The organism is Carboxylicivirga sediminis, from assembly GCF_018156225.1.
GTDB classification, from domain to species: domain Bacteria; phylum Bacteroidota; class Bacteroidia; order Bacteroidales; family Marinilabiliaceae; genus Carboxylicivirga; species Carboxylicivirga sediminis.
In genome coordinates this window covers 42,206-57,814 of the sequence record NZ_JAGTAR010000004.1, presented here as the reverse complement: position 1 = coordinate 57,814, position 15,609 = coordinate 42,206, and the positions used below count along the sequence as shown (strand labels likewise).

Below are 15,609 nucleotides of genomic sequence, written 5' to 3'. Positions count from 1 at the left end.
CAGCTTTATATTAATACTGATGATTGGCAATGGCATCGCTCAATACTTCCAGAAACTTCTTGATGGGCTTACTGGCTACCATTTTAATCATCGGATTCATATCGGCTTTTATTGTAAGCTTCACGCGAGTATCATCTTCTGCTACTTCTTTGAGTTGTATCCACAAAAAGAAGTTGAAAGGTGTTTTGCCCTCAGCGGTGTACTTAATCATCTTGGGCGCCTCTGTGTCAACAATACGTAGCCCAACTTCACCCACCGGATCGATGGAGAAACGACAACTATCGCCAAATGACTGCCAGTTATTAATCTTATCTTTCGGGATAACCTCGCCAAAATGATCAAAATCCGACAAGAAATTAAACATCTTCTCTGCCGGATGACTTGCCTTCTTTATTTCGCTTTCAAATGTTGTCATAATACAAATAGTTTGTTAGTTGCCAGTCAGTAGGCAGCAGTGTCTATTGGTCTCTATCATTCGTTTGTAGCCAACTAACATGCTGCACACCTATATTAATAAAGAAAAAGAGCAAGCCTAAAACAGACCTGCTCAGAATTACTATTTTTAAGCCGCCAGCCATAAGCTAACAGCTCATATCTTGCTATTTATTCCAGTTAGCCGGATCTTTCCTCCACTCTTGCAAAGTCGCAACATCATTGGCAGTTACATAGCCCGATTGGCTGGCATATGGAATCATTTGCTCATAAGAACTTAAAGTGGTCAATTCAACACCTGCCTTTTCGAAAGCTTCAGTAGCAACCGGGAAGCCATAAGTAAAAATCGCCAGCATACCTAAAACTTCAGCACCCGCTTCGCGAATTGCCTCCACAGCCTTTAAGCTACTACCGCCTGTTGAGATTAAGTCCTCAATCACCACTACTTTTTGCCCAGGCTTAAGGTCACCTTCAATCAGGTTGGTTAACCCATGGCCTTTGGCAGCCGAACGAACATAAATAAATGGCTTATTAATGGCATCAGACACCAACGCTCCCTGTGCGATAGCTCCGGTTGCCACTCCTGCAACCACATCCACATCAGGATATTTTTCAAGTACCAGACGTGCAAATTCCAACTTAATGAAATCACGCACATTCGGATATGAAAGTGTTTTACGATTATCACAATAGATAGGTGATTTCCACCCCGATGCCCATGTAAAGGGGTTTGCAGGTTGCAATTTTATTGCCTTAATTTGCAACAACTGATTGGCTACAATTTCTGCTAATTTTTCCATACCGCAAATGTATAAAGTTTTTTTCAAGGACAGAACACTTTTTTTAACGGATAAACTGGAGCAAGATCTCTCCCAAAACTTTGATGCACTGCACAAGTACACATCACATCATGAGCTCCAGATATTTATTAACACCTTTGAAAATAATACTTCTCTAAAAGAGGCCTATGTGTATGGTCGTAGGAAGGAGGTTTTGCTGAACGCCCTTAAAAAATGCTACAGATTTATTACGGCAGCTGGCGGTCTGGTGATAAATCCCAATAATGAATTTTTAGTGATTCACCGCTTAGGCGTTTACGATCTGCCCAAAGGCAAATGCGAAAAAGATGAAAGCTATAGAAAAACAGCCTTAAGAGAGGTAGAAGAGGAATGTGGCATCACCGATCTGGTTATTCGCCACCCTTTGCTATCTACTTTCCATACCTATGAGCAAAAAGGTGTCCATTACCTTAAAGAAACAGCCTGGTTTTTTATGGACTACTTTGGTTTTGATGAACCAAGTCCGCAAACTGAGGAAAACATTGTATCGGCCACCTGGGTGAAAAAGGAGGCTATTAATGAAATACTGAATCACACCTATCCTTCTATTCGCGAAGTATTTGCTAAAGCTGGCTATTAAACCATTTCTCCCCTATAAAAACATTAAGCTGTTAATATCTTGTTAGTTAATTAACGGTTGGTAACATTTACAAGCTTAATGCAATCCATTAAATTAGTAGTCATTAAACACCCAAACTCATGTCAGCACCCGAAAATTTTATATCGGAACAGAAGCAACAATTGCGTATTGAAGCCTTGGATAAAGAGTTAAGTCGCTTAAGGGAGACTGCTCAAAAACAATCGACTAAGATTGGCCAGCTGCGTCTATGGTTTTACTTTACCATTGTTTTTTCGGTAACCCTGTTCATACTCCTGTTAGCGCAAGGCTTTATCAATGTGCCAGGCCAGCAACTAACGCCAACGGCGGTATCACGAATTGACACTGTTTATATTGAGAAGAAAATAAACCCTGATTCTCTGCAAAAAATTACCTACAGCATCCATAGCGCAGCCATCCCAAAAGACAATTACGATGGCATCCTGTTTGCCATTCAGATTGGCGCCTATAAGGATTTAGATTTAAGCCAATATAAAGAGAATATGCTTGGATTAAAACAAGACACTTACGACAGCATTAATCAATTTACCCTCGGTGAGTTTATTGAATACGAGGAAGCGCAAAATTTCATGTATATTATTCAACAAATGGGTTTTGAACAGGCTCATATGATGGCCTACAAGAACGGCTATCGGATCAGGCTTGAAAATGCATTGGCTATGCGAAAACAAAGAGTACCTACTAATAAGGAAGCCGACAAAGGCTTTATTGAGGCCAATGACGAACGTTTTGAACTAATGGCACAATAGTCCTCACCCTATCATCCAATAAGAATTAGAAAGGCCCGGCTTAAACACACCGGGCCTTTCAAATATATTCAATTAATTACTTTTCTATGATTCCGCTTCACTTGGTGCGACTTCTTCACTCTGTGCTTGTTCAGTTGCCTTCGCAGCCTCGTCGGCTTTCGCATGCAATTCCTCGCGAATGTATGATACAATCTTCCATCGTTCATCAGGTAATACCTGCGCACCATGGGCGCCCATCACGCCATAACCAACGGTAATAACATGAAAAATTTCTCCATCGGGATTGGTCCTAATTTTCTCTGAATTGAGATTAGCAGGCATAAACAGGTACTTCTGAGAAGTATACAAATGCCCGTTTCCATCGCCCATATCACCATGGCAATGCAAGCAGTAAATATTGTATAATCGGTGACCCTCTTCAAGAATGCTTTTATCATAGGCATATGGATTCTCCAACTCTTGCCCTGCCCAGGTACGATTTACTTCGGTTTTCTCAAAATCATATGGAATCATCTCACGCGGAATGGTGCCTTCGACAGGCAACTGGTTGGTGCGCCCGTTCTCCCAATTTGGATTATCTGTATATGTTTCATAGGCCTGAGATTGTTCCATATCCGGGAAATAACTATATCCTGGTTTATTTCGGTTCTTATCGCAGCTCGACATTACAACCAGCATAAACATGGCCATGCCAATCATTTTAAAGGAACGAAGGTGCTTCATATCTTTATCGAATATTGTCATAATCAAAACTCTCTTTAAAGTAAGGATGATTTTCAGGTACAACAGGTGCTTTGGCAAATCTAGAGAAAAACACAAATAAGAAAACAGCCAACACAAAAACAGTCATACCTATCTCAAGAATACCAAACTCGGCATGTCCGGTTGCACCAGGCATAATGGCCAGATACATGTCTATCCAATGGCCAATGAATACAATCACAGCTGCAGCTATGAGCCAGTTGAGCTTGCGTTTGGTACCTCTTGCCATCAGAATCAAGAAAGGAGCCAGAAAGTTAATGATCACATTGGCATAAAATACAGTTTCAAAATCCTGAATGCGCTTGACGTAGTAAACTGTTTCTTCCGGAATATTACTGTACCAAATCAACAGGTATTGCGACACCCACAGATACGCCCAGAATATACTGAATCCGAACAGGTACTTACCCAAATCATGCAGGTGTTCATCATTAACATGCTCCATATAACCCATTCTTCTTAGAATGAACAGAAGAACGATGATAACTGCAACAGCCGCCACAAATGTGCTCACAAACATATACCACCCGAATAAAGTACTGAACCAGTGGGCATCAATAGACATAATCCAATCCCAGGCTGATGTTGAGCTGGTAACCGCAAAAATGACAATGAAAATACCCGCTATCGTACGTTGCTTATTAAATAGCTTAATATCGTCTGTACTGTCAGTTTTTAATGATGTTTTTCTGAACCAAAGCACCAATAAACTCCAGATAACGATGTAGGCCACCGTCCTGATGCTGAAGAATAAAGGATTGAGATAAGGGGCTTTTCCCTGCAAAACCTCGTCCAGATGTTCAGTATGGCTCCAGTGGTAGATATCATGCATACCCACTAAAACCAGTAGCATAAAAACGCCACCTACAGGCACATACAATGACATGGCTTCAGGAATACGTTGCACAGCGGTGTGCCAGCCAGATTCACCCAAAACATGGACTATCACGAAGAAAGCAGCGCTCATGGCAATGGCTGTAAAGAAAAAGCCATTGAGCAACACATTAGCCCAAATGCGGTGTGTATGATCCAGATTCATTGCAATACCTGCCGCGGCTAATACAGCGCCTATGACCAACATCGCAATTAAAAAGGACTTTATCTTTTTTGTAAATTCAAATGACTTATACATAGTTCAATAATTTGTATCAAGATTTAAGTATCAAGTATCAAGAAACAATAGTCTAGCGTCTTATGTCTTGATGCTTATGTCTTTTTTAAACATCATGATGTTGTACTCCTTCCGCGCCTGCAGATTGCAATTCTGCTTGTAGCTCATCACTATTACCTCCACTCACTTCGAGTAGAATTTGAAAACGGTCGTTGGTTACTTCCTCATCGAAGATGATATTATCGGCACCGGGCCCAAGCTTACTACTAATTAAGAAGCCGAAGACCAATGCAAATGCAGCCATCAATACAGTTAACTCAAATGTAACCGGAATAAATGATGGTACCGACAAATAGGGCTTTCCACCAAAATTCAGCGGCCAGGCCTCCGTAAATACCCACGCCTGAAAACCAAAACCTATTGCAGCACCCATGGCACCGGCGATAAATCCAGCCCGGGGTAATCGCGAACGGCGCATCTTCAATACTGTATCTAATCCGTGTACCGGAAATGGTGTACGCACATCGGCAATCTCTATATTTTTTTCCTGTAAGGCTTTAATTCCCTCAACCAGGTCCTTATCATCCAGATAATATCCTGAAACAAAAGCTTTCTGTGCCATAATTACTTTCCTTTCTTTATAAACTTCTCACTTGATGTCTTCAACACACTCTTCACCTCGGCAATGGCAATTACCGGGAAGAATCGGATAAAGAGGAAGAACAACGTGAAGAATAAGCCAAACGTTCCGATATAAATACCTACCTCAACCCAGGTTGGCGAATACATACTCCAGCTCGATGGCAGGAAGTCACGATGCAGAGAGGTTACGATAATCACGAAACGCTCAAACCACATCCCAATATTCACAAAAATGGATATCACAAATGTGGCGGCAAAACTGCGCCTTATCTTTTTTATCCAGAATAGCTGAGGAGTAATCACATTACAGGTCATCATGATCCAGTAGGCCCACCAATAAGGACCGAAGGCCCTGTTAACAAAAGCATATTGCTCGTATACCACACCAGAATACCAGGCAATAAACAACTCGGTAATATAGGCGATACCAACGATGGAACCAGTCGCAATAATGATCTTATTCATTGACTCCAGATGCGCCTTGGTGATGTAATCCTCCAGGTTAATAGCCTTGCGCGTGATAATCATCAAGGTTAACACCATGGCAAAACCAGAGAATACCGCACCCGAAACGAAATAGGGTGGGAAGATGGTAGTATGCCATCCAGGGATAACCGACGTCGCAAAGTCGAAACTTACAATGGTATGTACCGAAAGTACCAGAGGAGCAGCTAAACCTGCCAGTATTAAACTCATTGATTCATGACGTGCCCAATGACGAGCAGAACCGGTCCACCCGAAGCTCAGGAACCAATATACTTTCTTCTTAATACCCTCTTTTAAACGGTCACGGATGGTGCCAATATCAGGAATAAGCCCCATGTACCAGAACAACAATGAAACTGTCAGATAGGTAGAGATGGCGAACACATCCCACAACAGTGGTGAGTTAAAGTTAACCCAAACATCGCGCGTATTAGGATATGGAAAAATAAAGAAGCCTAAGGGCAAACGGCCCATGTGAATCAGCGGAAATAACCCGGCACACATCACCGCAAAAATGGTCATAGCCTCGGCGCTACGGTTAATAGATGTACGCCATTTCTGACGGAACAATAACAGGATGGCCGAGATAAATGTACCGGCGTGACCGATACCTACCCACCACACGAAGTTGGTGATACCCCACCCCCATCCAATGGTTCTGTCCAGTCCCCATGTTCCGATGCCGTCCCAAACCGTAATGAAGATCGAGAACAGTCCGAATCCTAATGCAATTAAGGCTAATGTTAATCCACCAAACCAAAATTTGCCAGGCTTACCGGTCATCGGGGCGTATATATCCTCGGTAACTTTACTGTAGCTTTTTTCTCCGCTAATGAGCGGTTCTCTTACTGGTGATACGTACATTAGCTTAGCGTTTTATTTTTATCCTTATTTCTTACTTTGGTCAAATACACTACCGAAGGTAAGGTGTGCAGTTCTTCTAATAAGCCATACTGACGGGCGTCTTTTAATAGCTTGGACACCTTACTGTTTGGATCATTCATATCTCCAAATGTGATGGCATCGGCCGGACAAGTCTGCTGACAAGCCGTTTTGATTTCACCATCGGCCAATTGGCGACCATCCTTCTTGGCATTTAGTTTCTTATCCTGAATACGCTGAATACACATTGAGCATTTCTCAATAACACCCTTGGCACGTACTGTAACATCTGGATTTAGCACCATACGCTTAAGGTCAAGCGTCATGCCAGCCACATCCATTCGGTTATTAGGAATTGTATCTGCACCGGTATAATCATACCAGTTGAATCGACGCACTTTATAAGGGCAGTTGTTATTACAGTAACGCGTTCCGATACAACGGTTATAAGCCATCTGGTTAATACCTTCAGAACTGTGGTTGGTAGCTGCTACCGGACAAACGTTTTCACAAGGTGCATTATCGCAATGCTGACACATCACAGGCTGGCGAACCACTTCAGGATTATCAGAGTCGCCCGCGTAATAACGATCCAAACGAATCCAGTGCATTTCGTGCGAACGACGAACTTCGTTACGTCCTACCACCGGCACGTTATTCTCAGCTGAACATGCCACTACACAGGCATTACAACCAATACATGAGTTCAGGTCTATCACCATTCCCCAGTGATGGCCTTTGTACTCGTGCTCGTGATATAATGTAGTATGTAATTTCTCAACCTTTTCATGCATCTCATTGCCTGAAGCCGGATTTGCCAGGTAATCAGCTATTGTCGTTTCGCGAACTAATGCACGTCCTTCCATCGAGTGATGCGATTGTGTTGCGGCCAGCTCATAGGTCGATCCTGTAGCCACAGCCTCTACTTTTGAAATCACATAAGCGCGATGACCATTACTTAGCTCTACCAAGGGATACACATTTTTACCCAGGTCACTGGCTACGCGACCGGCATTACTACGTCCATAACCAACTGCTACAGACAAGGTATTTCGGGCCTGACCAGGTTGCACTAACACAGGTAACTCAATGCCATTAACATTGACTACATCTCCTTGTGTCCAACCACGTAACGCAGCAAAAGCAGGCGATACAGACACATAATTATCCCAGCAAACACGTGATACCGGTTCAGGTAATTCCTGCAACCAGGGGTTGTTGGCCAGAGTACCATCACCAACAGGAACGTTTTGGTATAATACCAGTTCCAAATCATTACCTGATGTAGCAGTAGCATTTGCCTTCACTATGGCTGAAATATCTGCACCCTGATATATTATTGAAGCGGAAGCTGGGTTACCAGCTATAATACCATCCCTGAGACTAACCTTCCAGAATGATTCGAATTGCTTACCTTTTGCCAACTCCAGGCTGTAAATATTCTCTTTCCAATATAACTTGATGTAATCATAATAGCTTCCTTCAAAACCGGCCCATGCCATCAGGTTTTCCTGTGGCGAACGGGTTTTAAACAGTGGCCGAATAGCGGGCTGTGTCAGTGTGTAAACACCACTAACCAACTCGGTGTCATCCCACCTTTCAAGAAAATGAGGTGCAGGCAGCTGATAGTTACATAACAGGGCTGTTTCGGTTTGTTGTGATTGCACAGCCAAACGCAGAGGTACCTTTTTAATAGCTTCCTCGGTACGCCCCTGCAAAGGAGCCTGATATAGCGGGTTGGTTTCCCAGAACATCACAGCACCAACATTGCCATTTTCCATACGGGTTAACAAGCCATCAAAGGCCTTATCATCACCCTGGAACAAGTTAAGCGGACGGTCCACAAGGATTGTTTTTCCAATATTTTCGAGCAAGTAGTTTATTTCAACTACCAAGCGTTGAATATTACTGTCATTGGTGCCGGATACTACTAATGATTTCCCTTTGGCATCTGCTAATTCATCAGCTACCTTAACAATAGCTTGTGGGGCATCAACAGAAGGTACTGCAATACCAGCTTTTTTGGCCAGTTGAGCATAAAGCGCAGCCAAATAGTAGGCTTCATCAACTGCCGGCATTGGAACTCTCTCATCGGCATTGGAACCTGTAAGTGTCATGGTTGCCTCAAACTGCACGTGGCGCATCATGTCACGCTGCCCATCAGTTAACTTACGCGCTGATGCATACTGACGTCCAAATGCTGTTGGCTGCAGCCATGTGCCTAAAAAGTCGGCATTAAAACCAACTACCAGTTTAGTCTGATCGAAGCGGAAAGCCGGTATTATTGGCTGACCGAAACTCATCTTATAAGCTTCGCGAAGCGCCGAATAAGAAAATGCATCAAAGGTTTCGTGCACCACAAACGGATACTTGGCACTAAAATCCTTTAATAGTTTTTTAGTTGATGGACTAATAATACTGGGTGTAAGAATTACAAACTCTTTGGAAGTATCCCAGGTTGCCAGCGTTTCTGACAGCTTGGTATCCACATCTTCCCAGCGTATTGGGTTGCCATCGAGCATTGGCTGCGCCGGACGTGATTCGTCGTACAGGTTCAGTAAAGATGCTTGTACACGGGCCGAGGCCGATCCGCCAGTCATCTGGCATAGATCATTCCCTTCAATTTTTATTGGCCGGCCATCACGCACTTTAACTAAAATGGGCACCATTTCAGCCCCATCGTAAAAGGTTGATGCATAATAGTTGGCCGTTCCGGGCCTGATTTCCTCAGGTTGTATCAAATAGGGGATAGCTTTCTTAACAGGGCGCTCACAACCGGCTAAAACGGCAGCCGATGCAATACTAAAACCGAAATACTTTAAGAAGTCACGGCGTGTATTCTTTGAGGACTCGCTAGTATCAGAAAGTACCACAGAAGATTTTTTTTCTTGCGAAGCGTCTTCTTCAGGCAATAAATCTTCAAGGCTTCTCCAGTATTCTTTCATATTTGTTTCATTTAGTAACAAGTGTCAAGACGCGTTAAAGATGATTCTCTTCTTGTGTCTTGCATCATGTATCTTAAATCACTTGATTAATTAATGGTGACATTTCATACAGTCATTAGCGCCAATATCGGCTGCCTGGATAGAGTCACGAACGCCCTCCGCCAAATCCTTATGAAGTGCTTCGAAGGTTTTGTAGTAATCGTTATCCAGAAAATCAACATTCGTCTTCTTATGGCAATCCAAGCACCAGCCCATCGACAGATCATTCTCTTGCTTAAGAATGTGCATATTTTCAACTTCACCGTGACATTCCTGACACTCACGCTTACCTACGTTAACATGCTGCGCATGGCTAAAGAATACATGATCAGGTAAATTGTGAATTCTCACCCATTCTATATCTTTATTGTTTTCATATGCATCAACTACTTTGGCGATTTCGAACTGACCAGAGTTAGACCCGTTACGTACCACCTGGTGACAGTTCATACACAAGCCGGCACTCGGCAATCCGGCCGACTTACCTTCATCAGCATTGGAGTGACAATACAAACAATCAATTTTGTTATCGCCCGCGTGTACTTTATGCGAGAATTTAATGGGCTGATCAGGCATATAATCCTGGCTTCTTCCCAAGTCAATCATTTCGTGAGCAACAATTTTCAATTGAAAGCTGATACCAAAAATGATGATTAAAACGTGTACCGCCTTGTAAGGTATTTTTTTGGTAAAAAAGATATCAACCAGTGCCAGCGTCATTAAGCCACCCAGCAAAAGGAATATCAGTAATTTATTAATTGAAATAGGTTGCTCTTTCACACCTGTATCAGATAGCTCTGCCAGATAGCCTTGCAAATGAAATAGCTGTTCATCATCTAGCTGATATTTAACGTGCACCTTTTCGCGCATGGCACCTGTAGGTGTCAGTAAGTGCTCTTTAAAAGTAGCCAAATCCATTTCTGCCGCTACCTTGGCCATTTCAATGGCTGATGGATTCCAGTTCATCGAATCAGCCGGATACATAGCATGACACGACACACAAGAATTGGAACCTTCTCCCGTTGGTATTAAGCCATAAAACAGGCGTTCTCCTACTTTTACGTCAGGCTGAGGGCCTTGCTTTTTTGCAAAAGCCTCCGTTGTGACTCCTGCCCAGTAAAACAGGACGAAGCACAAAAAGAAAAACTTTAATTTTTTTTCTCCCCGCCAAAGGGAACCGGATAAAGTCTTTACCATAATTAGTCGCTATTAGTTGCTGAGGATTACATCATATATGCAGCTGAAAGCCCCGTTATACCTCAATTTCTTTTTTAATTTTTATTGTTATTTTTTAACAATTCAACTTTCAACCATTGATAACGAATCAATACTAAAATTGTTTAATGCGACAAATATAGTATTTCCGACCTTTTATTCTTTTATTTTCTGGGTAAGTTTTTGCACCAACTTATAATTGTAGAAAAACTCCTTGGCTATCACCCGAATAATCGTATAAACAGGTATGGCCAGAAACATGCCGATAATACCGGACATATAACCTGCCATCAATATAAGTATAAAAATTTCGAGTGGATGAGCCCTGACACTTGCTGAAAATATAAAGGGTTGAAATACGATATTATCCAACAACTGAACGATGACAAAGACCAATATAACACCAAGCATAAATGGTACAAATTCAGGAGGCGTACTTGTTTGAACAAATACCACCAGAGCTACCAGAAAACCAAAAAAAGCGCCGATTAGTGGGCCCATATAAGGAATGACGTTCACAAAGCCAGAGAATAAACCAATGATCACAGCGTGTTGCATTTCGAGGCCAATCATGGCTAAACCTAATGTTACAAACACGCTGATTAGTGTTATCTGCACTATAATTCCAATAAAATACCGCCGTAATAAAGTTTTAATTGAGGCCAGCATATGCTTCAACGCATTCTCATAATGACTAGGGATAAACAACAACAGCCCTTCGATAATCAGCCATTCTTCTTTCAGAAAAAAGAAAGTGATAAATGACACACTAAAAGCAAAAATAAATAAGCCTCCCAAAAAGCCTGCTAAAGAAGCGAATATCCCCCTTAGTCTGGAAAAATCGAAAAAGGTCAGTGCAGTTTCTTTAATCTGCCCTTCAACAACATCTAATCCGGCTTTACCAAACTCAGTAGCCCTTAATGGCTGAAGCAACGAACCGAGCAGACGCTCAGCCCTTGCAAAAACAACATCCAAATCAACATTGGATAAAAAATGTATTTCTTTTACAATGAATGGAACACTAATGCGGAAGAAAGCCAGAATAAAAACCCAGAGAGTAAGGACTGTCAACAAAGCACTCACACTATTAGATGGCTTCCAGGAGCGAATGCGAATTTTCTGAATGATATCAAAAATAGGCCGTGCAACCAGGGAAATAACAGCTGATACAATTAAAAAAGAGACCACAGCCCGGAAGTACCAAATTACAACAATGGCAATTATGGCAAGCAGCAATCCAAACATGTATTTTAATCGTTCAACCATCGGGTAGATAATGTGCAATTTACACTCTAGAATCACGTGAAATAATCTAGCAAAATCAAGTTGTCAACCATTAAAATTTCTTTTTTAGTCAAAAATATATAACAGTTGGTCCTGAGAAATAAGGCGTTAATCATAAGCATAAATATTATCTTATCTAGCAGAAAAACTAAACACTATTTTTACCCTACCAAAACCTAATAGATTACTAATGAGAGGAGCGATTGTAGGAGACATTATTGGCTCGGCATTTATAAACTCGCCACAGTCGAATATTGATTTCCAACTATTAAAACCATTTTCGGCTTATACCGACGATACTGTACTAACCATTGCTACTGCTGATGCTATATTAAGGCACATCTCCTTTGAGCAAGCCCTAAGAGAATGGACCCAAAAATATCCGAAAGCGGGGTATCAAGCAGAATTTCTGGAGTGGGCACTATCTAACCATACAAAGCCATATAAAAGCTGTGGCGATGGTGCAGCCAGGCGTATTAGCCCGATAGGGTTTGCGGCCATCTCTCTGGAACAGGCTATCGCCGAAGCCGAAAAGGCAACTGCAATTACACACCCTTCGATAGATAAAATTAAAGCGTCACAAGCCCTTTGTGGGAGCATATTTCTAGCCAAAACAGGACGCGACAAAACCAGCATCAAAGACTTTCTAATTAATACAATCGGATACGATTTACCTGAGACACTGAGCAAAGAATGCGCTACAATGATGGAACAACACTATTGCTCGCCTGTTCCTTGTGCAATAGCTGCTTTCCTGGATGCCGAAAACTTTGAGGAGGCCATCCGTAAAGCCATATGGTTAGAGGGGCCAAGCAATACAATAGCTAGTATAACAGGTGCCATATCGCAGGCTTATTACAAACATATACCCAAAGCCATTACGCGAAAATCCTTATCGAGGCTCGACAATGAATTAGAAAAGGTACTTATCCATTTTGAAGACAGCTATTGCAAGGAGCTCTTTAGTCCGCTAGAAGAAGTTGTATCAAATTACTAGTATCCTATTGGCTTTAGCATGCTAAATTGAGGACATTAAAAAAGGCCGGTTGAACCGGCCCATTATTATATTTTCAGTGGATTTTTAACTTTTTCATCCAGTAAAGCAAATCTCAGAACTTCTGAAACATCCTTAACAAAATGGAATTCTAAACCTTCCAGATAGATATTGTTTATTTCTTCAATATCCTTTTGATTTTCTTGCGAAAGGATTATATCAGTAATACCGGCCCGCTTGGCCGCCAGTATCTTTTCTTTTATACCACCTACAGGCAATACTTTACCTCGTAACGTAATTTCGCCGGTCATGGCCAATCGGGCACGCACCTTACGCTGTGTAAATGCTGATGCCAATGAGGTGACCATTGTAACGCCAGCCGATGGCCCATCTTTTGGTATAGCACCCTCTGGCACATGCACATGCACATTCCATTCATCAAAAGCCTCATGCTTAACACCCAGCTTATCGGCATTGGCCCGTAAGTATTCAACAGCCAGTAAAGCCGATTCTTTCATAACATCGCCCAGGTTACCGGTAAGTGTAAGTTTACCCTTGCCTTTACTTAAGCTGGTTTCAACAAACAGAATTTCACCGCCAACAGCAGTCCATGCCAGGCCAGTCACCACTCCAGCAGTAGTATTGTCTTGCCATTTATCCTTCGAGAAACGCACAACACCTAAATACTCAGCTACGTCTTTTATAGTAATGGTTTTCTTCAGCTCTTCACCTTTGGCAATCTTCAATGCAATCTTTCGGCACAATTTAGCCAGTATTTTATCCAGCTCCCTCACGCCCGACTCACGCGTATATGATTCAACAATGTGCGCCATCACCTTCTTACTTACAGAGATAGTTCCTTTAGGAATCCCATGATTCTCCATTTGCTTAGGCAATAAATGGCGCTTTGCGATTTCCGTCTTTTCATCCAATATATAGCCACTTACATTGATAAGCTCCATCCTGTCGAGCAGTGGCTGTGATATATTACCTAATGTATTGGCAGTAGCCACAAACATAGTTTTTGACAGATCAAAATCTACTTCCAGGAAGTTATCATGAAAATGCTCATTCTGCTCCGGATCAAGCACCTCCAGCAAAGCTGCCGACGGATCGCCATGTGCACTGGCATTTACCTTATCTATTTCATCGAGAATAAACACAGGGTTGGCCGCTCCAGCCTTTTTGATACTCTGAATAATACGACCTGGCATTGCACCAATATATGTTTTGCGGTGCCCGCGGATTTCGGCCTCGTCGTGCACGCCACCTAATGACATACGCACGTATTTACGTCCTAATGACTCGGCAATGGATTTACCTAAAGAGGTCTTTCCAACTCCCGGAGGGCCATATAAACAAATAATTGGCGACTTTAATTCACCTTTCAGTTTAAGAACTGCCAAGTGCTCAAGGATACGTTCCTTCACCTTATCAAGCCCATAATGGTCACGATCGAGTATACGCTCAGCACGATTCATATCATAGTTATCCTTGGTATAATCGTTCCAAGGCAAATCAATTAAGGTCTGTAAGTAGTTATGCTGCACCGAATATTCACCCGCAGCCGGATTCAACCGCTGTAGTTTATCAAGCTCTTTCTTGAATAAATCCTTTACTTCTTTACTCCACTTCTTTTTGGTGGCTTTCTCCTTTAGGTCTCTAATTTCCTGCTCGATAGGACTTGAGCCCAGCTCATCCTGTATGGTCTTAATTTGCTGCTGCAGCATGTATTCGCGCTGCTGCTGATCGATATCTAGTTTAACCTTACTCTGAATATCGCTTTTTAACTCCTGCATCTGCACTTCTTTGGCCAAATGCTCGAGTAGCAACATACCACGGTCGAACAGCTTATTCTCGGCCAACAGTCGCTGCTTCTCACCGACACTAATATCTGAGTTGGAACAAACAAAGTTGATTAGAAAGGCATCGTTTTCGATATTTTTTACAGCAAATGATGCTTCAGGTGGCACATTAGAAGAAGCTTTAATAACGCGTAGCGATAAATCCTTGATGGAACTTACGACTGCCTCAAATTCGTTCTTTTGCTTCTCATCCTTTTCATCCTCCAGCCCTTTTACCTTTGCCATATGGTAGGGCTCATCAGTAATCATCTCCTCAATCTGGAAGCGCTTTTTGCCCTGAATGATGACGGATGTAGAGTTATCAGGCATCTCCAGCACCTTAATAACTTTAGCCACTGTACCTATGTCATATAAATCCTCTTTCTGGGGATTATCAACCTTAATATCTTTCTGTGCTACTGCGCCAAATACGCCCTTAGATTTTTGAATCTCCTTGATCAGGGTTAAGGACTTTTCACGACCGATAGATATCGGAATAATCACACCAGGAAATAAAACCGTATTTCGCAATGGTAGAATTGGCAAGATGTCAGGTACCTCAAACGCACTGACATTTTGTTCATCCTCATCAGTAACGATTGGAATAAACTCAGCATCAGACTCAAAAACATCAGACATCAGCACCTCATCAAAACCAAATGTATTATTATCCATAATTCTCATCTCTTAATCAAATGTCATTTAATGACAAATTGTCGGAGGCTAAGTATTTAACCATCCGCTGCGTTAATTGTCAATTGGCGTG

At 42.1% G+C, this 15,609-nt stretch carries 13 protein-coding genes; 3 read left to right on the top strand and 10 right to left on the bottom strand.

Going from position 1 to position 15,609, the window contains the following annotated elements:
• Window positions 1–10: 10 nt before the first annotated feature.
• Together KDU71_RS04060 and pyrE are read right to left on the bottom strand one after the other, a co-directional pair.
• Window positions 11–415 (bottom strand): SRPBCC family protein, encoded by a 405-nt coding sequence (locus KDU71_RS04060; protein WP_212188629.1) that lies wholly within the window; start codon window positions 413–415, stop codon window positions 11–13.
• Window positions 416–599: 184 nt separating this feature from the next.
• On the bottom strand, window positions 600–1,232 hold the full coding sequence (gene pyrE / locus KDU71_RS04055) for an orotate phosphoribosyltransferase (RefSeq protein ID WP_212188628.1): 633 nt from the start codon (window positions 1,230–1,232) through the stop codon (window positions 600–602).
• Between the two features lie 7 nt (window positions 1,233–1,239).
• On the opposite strand from pyrE, the gene KDU71_RS04050 reads away from it, so the two are divergent.
• Together KDU71_RS04050 and KDU71_RS04045 are read left to right on the top strand one after the other, a co-directional pair.
• On the top strand, window positions 1,240–1,851 hold the full coding sequence (locus KDU71_RS04050; RefSeq protein WP_212188627.1) for an NUDIX hydrolase: 612 nt from the start codon (window positions 1,240–1,242) through the stop codon (window positions 1,849–1,851).
• Window positions 1,852–1,970: 119 nt separating this feature from the next.
• Entirely contained in the window at window positions 1,971–2,639 is a 669-nt protein-coding gene (locus KDU71_RS04045) for a hypothetical protein (RefSeq protein ID WP_212188626.1), read from the top strand.
• A gap of 84 nt (window positions 2,640–2,723) precedes the next feature.
• On the opposite strand, the gene KDU71_RS04040 is transcribed toward KDU71_RS04045, so the two are convergent.
• The 7 genes from KDU71_RS04040 to KDU71_RS04010 form a co-directional block, all read right to left on the bottom strand.
• Complete coding sequence (locus tag KDU71_RS04040) at window positions 2,724–3,383, bottom strand: c-type cytochrome (protein WP_212188625.1); 660 nt, start codon at window positions 3,381–3,383, stop codon at window positions 2,724–2,726.
• Window positions 3,367–4,533 (bottom strand): hypothetical protein, encoded by a 1,167-nt coding sequence (locus tag KDU71_RS04035; protein ID WP_212188624.1) that lies wholly within the window; start codon window positions 4,531–4,533, stop codon window positions 3,367–3,369. Before KDU71_RS04035 ends, KDU71_RS04040 begins: the two co-directional genes overlap by 17 nt.
• 85 nt (window positions 4,534–4,618) lie before the next feature.
• Entirely contained in the window at window positions 4,619–5,134 is a 516-nt protein-coding gene (locus tag KDU71_RS04030) for a DUF3341 domain-containing protein (protein ID WP_212188623.1), read from the bottom strand.
• A 2-nt stretch (window positions 5,135–5,136) separates the two neighbouring features.
• Entirely contained in the window at window positions 5,137–6,504 is a 1,368-nt protein-coding gene (nrfD, locus tag KDU71_RS04025) for an NrfD/PsrC family molybdoenzyme membrane anchor subunit (protein WP_212188622.1), read from the bottom strand.
• Window positions 6,504–9,467: a Fe-S-cluster-containing hydrogenase gene (locus KDU71_RS04020; protein WP_212188621.1), complete on the bottom strand. Its 2,964-nt coding sequence runs from the start codon at window positions 9,465–9,467 to the stop codon at window positions 6,504–6,506. The genes nrfD and KDU71_RS04020 overlap by 1 nt, the downstream gene beginning before the upstream one ends.
• Window positions 9,468–9,557: 90 nt before the next feature.
• Window positions 9,558–10,703: a cytochrome c3 family protein gene (locus KDU71_RS04015; RefSeq protein ID WP_212188620.1), complete on the bottom strand. Its 1,146-nt coding sequence runs from the start codon at window positions 10,701–10,703 to the stop codon at window positions 9,558–9,560.
• Window positions 10,704–10,877: 174 nt separating this feature from the next.
• The gene (locus tag KDU71_RS04010) at window positions 10,878–11,987 is read right to left on the bottom strand and encodes an AI-2E family transporter (protein ID WP_212188619.1); all 1,110 of its coding nucleotides are present in this window, start codon (window positions 11,985–11,987) and stop codon (window positions 10,878–10,880) included.
• Between the two features lie 208 nt (window positions 11,988–12,195).
• On the opposite strand from KDU71_RS04010, the gene KDU71_RS04005 reads away from it, so the two are divergent.
• On the top strand, window positions 12,196–13,002 hold the full coding sequence (locus tag KDU71_RS04005) for an ADP-ribosylglycohydrolase family protein (protein WP_212188618.1): 807 nt from the start codon (window positions 12,196–12,198) through the stop codon (window positions 13,000–13,002).
• Between the two features lie 65 nt (window positions 13,003–13,067).
• Here the strand turns inward: KDU71_RS04005 and lon are convergent, their stop codons facing one another.
• On the bottom strand, window positions 13,068–15,518 hold the full coding sequence (gene lon / locus KDU71_RS04000) for an endopeptidase La (RefSeq protein ID WP_212188617.1): 2,451 nt from the start codon (window positions 15,516–15,518) through the stop codon (window positions 13,068–13,070).
• Window positions 15,519–15,609: the final 91 nt, after the last annotated feature.

Coding starts and splice junctions, on each gene's coding strand:
- lon (WP_212188617.1), bottom strand. CDS start 15,518: ATGGATAATAATACATTTGGTTTTGATGAGGTGCTGATGTCTGATGTT.
- KDU71_RS04020 (WP_212188621.1), bottom strand. CDS start 9,467: ATGAAAGAATACTGGAGAAGCCTTGAAGATTTATTGCCTGAAGAAGAC.
- KDU71_RS04035 (WP_212188624.1), bottom strand. CDS start 4,533: ATGTATAAGTCATTTGAATTTACAAAAAAGATAAAGTCCTTTTTAATT.
- KDU71_RS04040 (WP_212188625.1), bottom strand. CDS start 3,383: ATGACAATATTCGATAAAGATATGAAGCACCTTCGTTCCTTTAAAATG.
- KDU71_RS04045 (WP_212188626.1), top strand. CDS start 1,971: ATGTCAGCACCCGAAAATTTTATATCGGAACAGAAGCAACAATTGCGT.
- nrfD (WP_212188622.1), bottom strand. CDS start 6,504: ATGTACGTATCACCAGTAAGAGAACCGCTCATTAGCGGAGAAAAAAGC.
- KDU71_RS04030 (WP_212188623.1), bottom strand. CDS start 5,134: ATGGCACAGAAAGCTTTTGTTTCAGGATATTATCTGGATGATAAGGAC.
- KDU71_RS04060 (WP_212188629.1), bottom strand. CDS start 415: ATGACAACATTTGAAAGCGAAATAAAGAAGGCAAGTCATCCGGCAGAG.
- KDU71_RS04010 (WP_212188619.1), bottom strand. CDS start 11,987: ATGGTTGAACGATTAAAATACATGTTTGGATTGCTGCTTGCCATAATT.
- KDU71_RS04005 (WP_212188618.1), top strand. CDS start 12,196: ATGAGAGGAGCGATTGTAGGAGACATTATTGGCTCGGCATTTATAAAC.
- KDU71_RS04050 (WP_212188627.1), top strand. CDS start 1,240: ATGTATAAAGTTTTTTTCAAGGACAGAACACTTTTTTTAACGGATAAA.
- KDU71_RS04015 (WP_212188620.1), bottom strand. CDS start 10,703: ATGGTAAAGACTTTATCCGGTTCCCTTTGGCGGGGAGAAAAAAAATTA.
- pyrE (WP_212188628.1), bottom strand. CDS start 1,232: ATGGAAAAATTAGCAGAAATTGTAGCCAATCAGTTGTTGCAAATTAAG.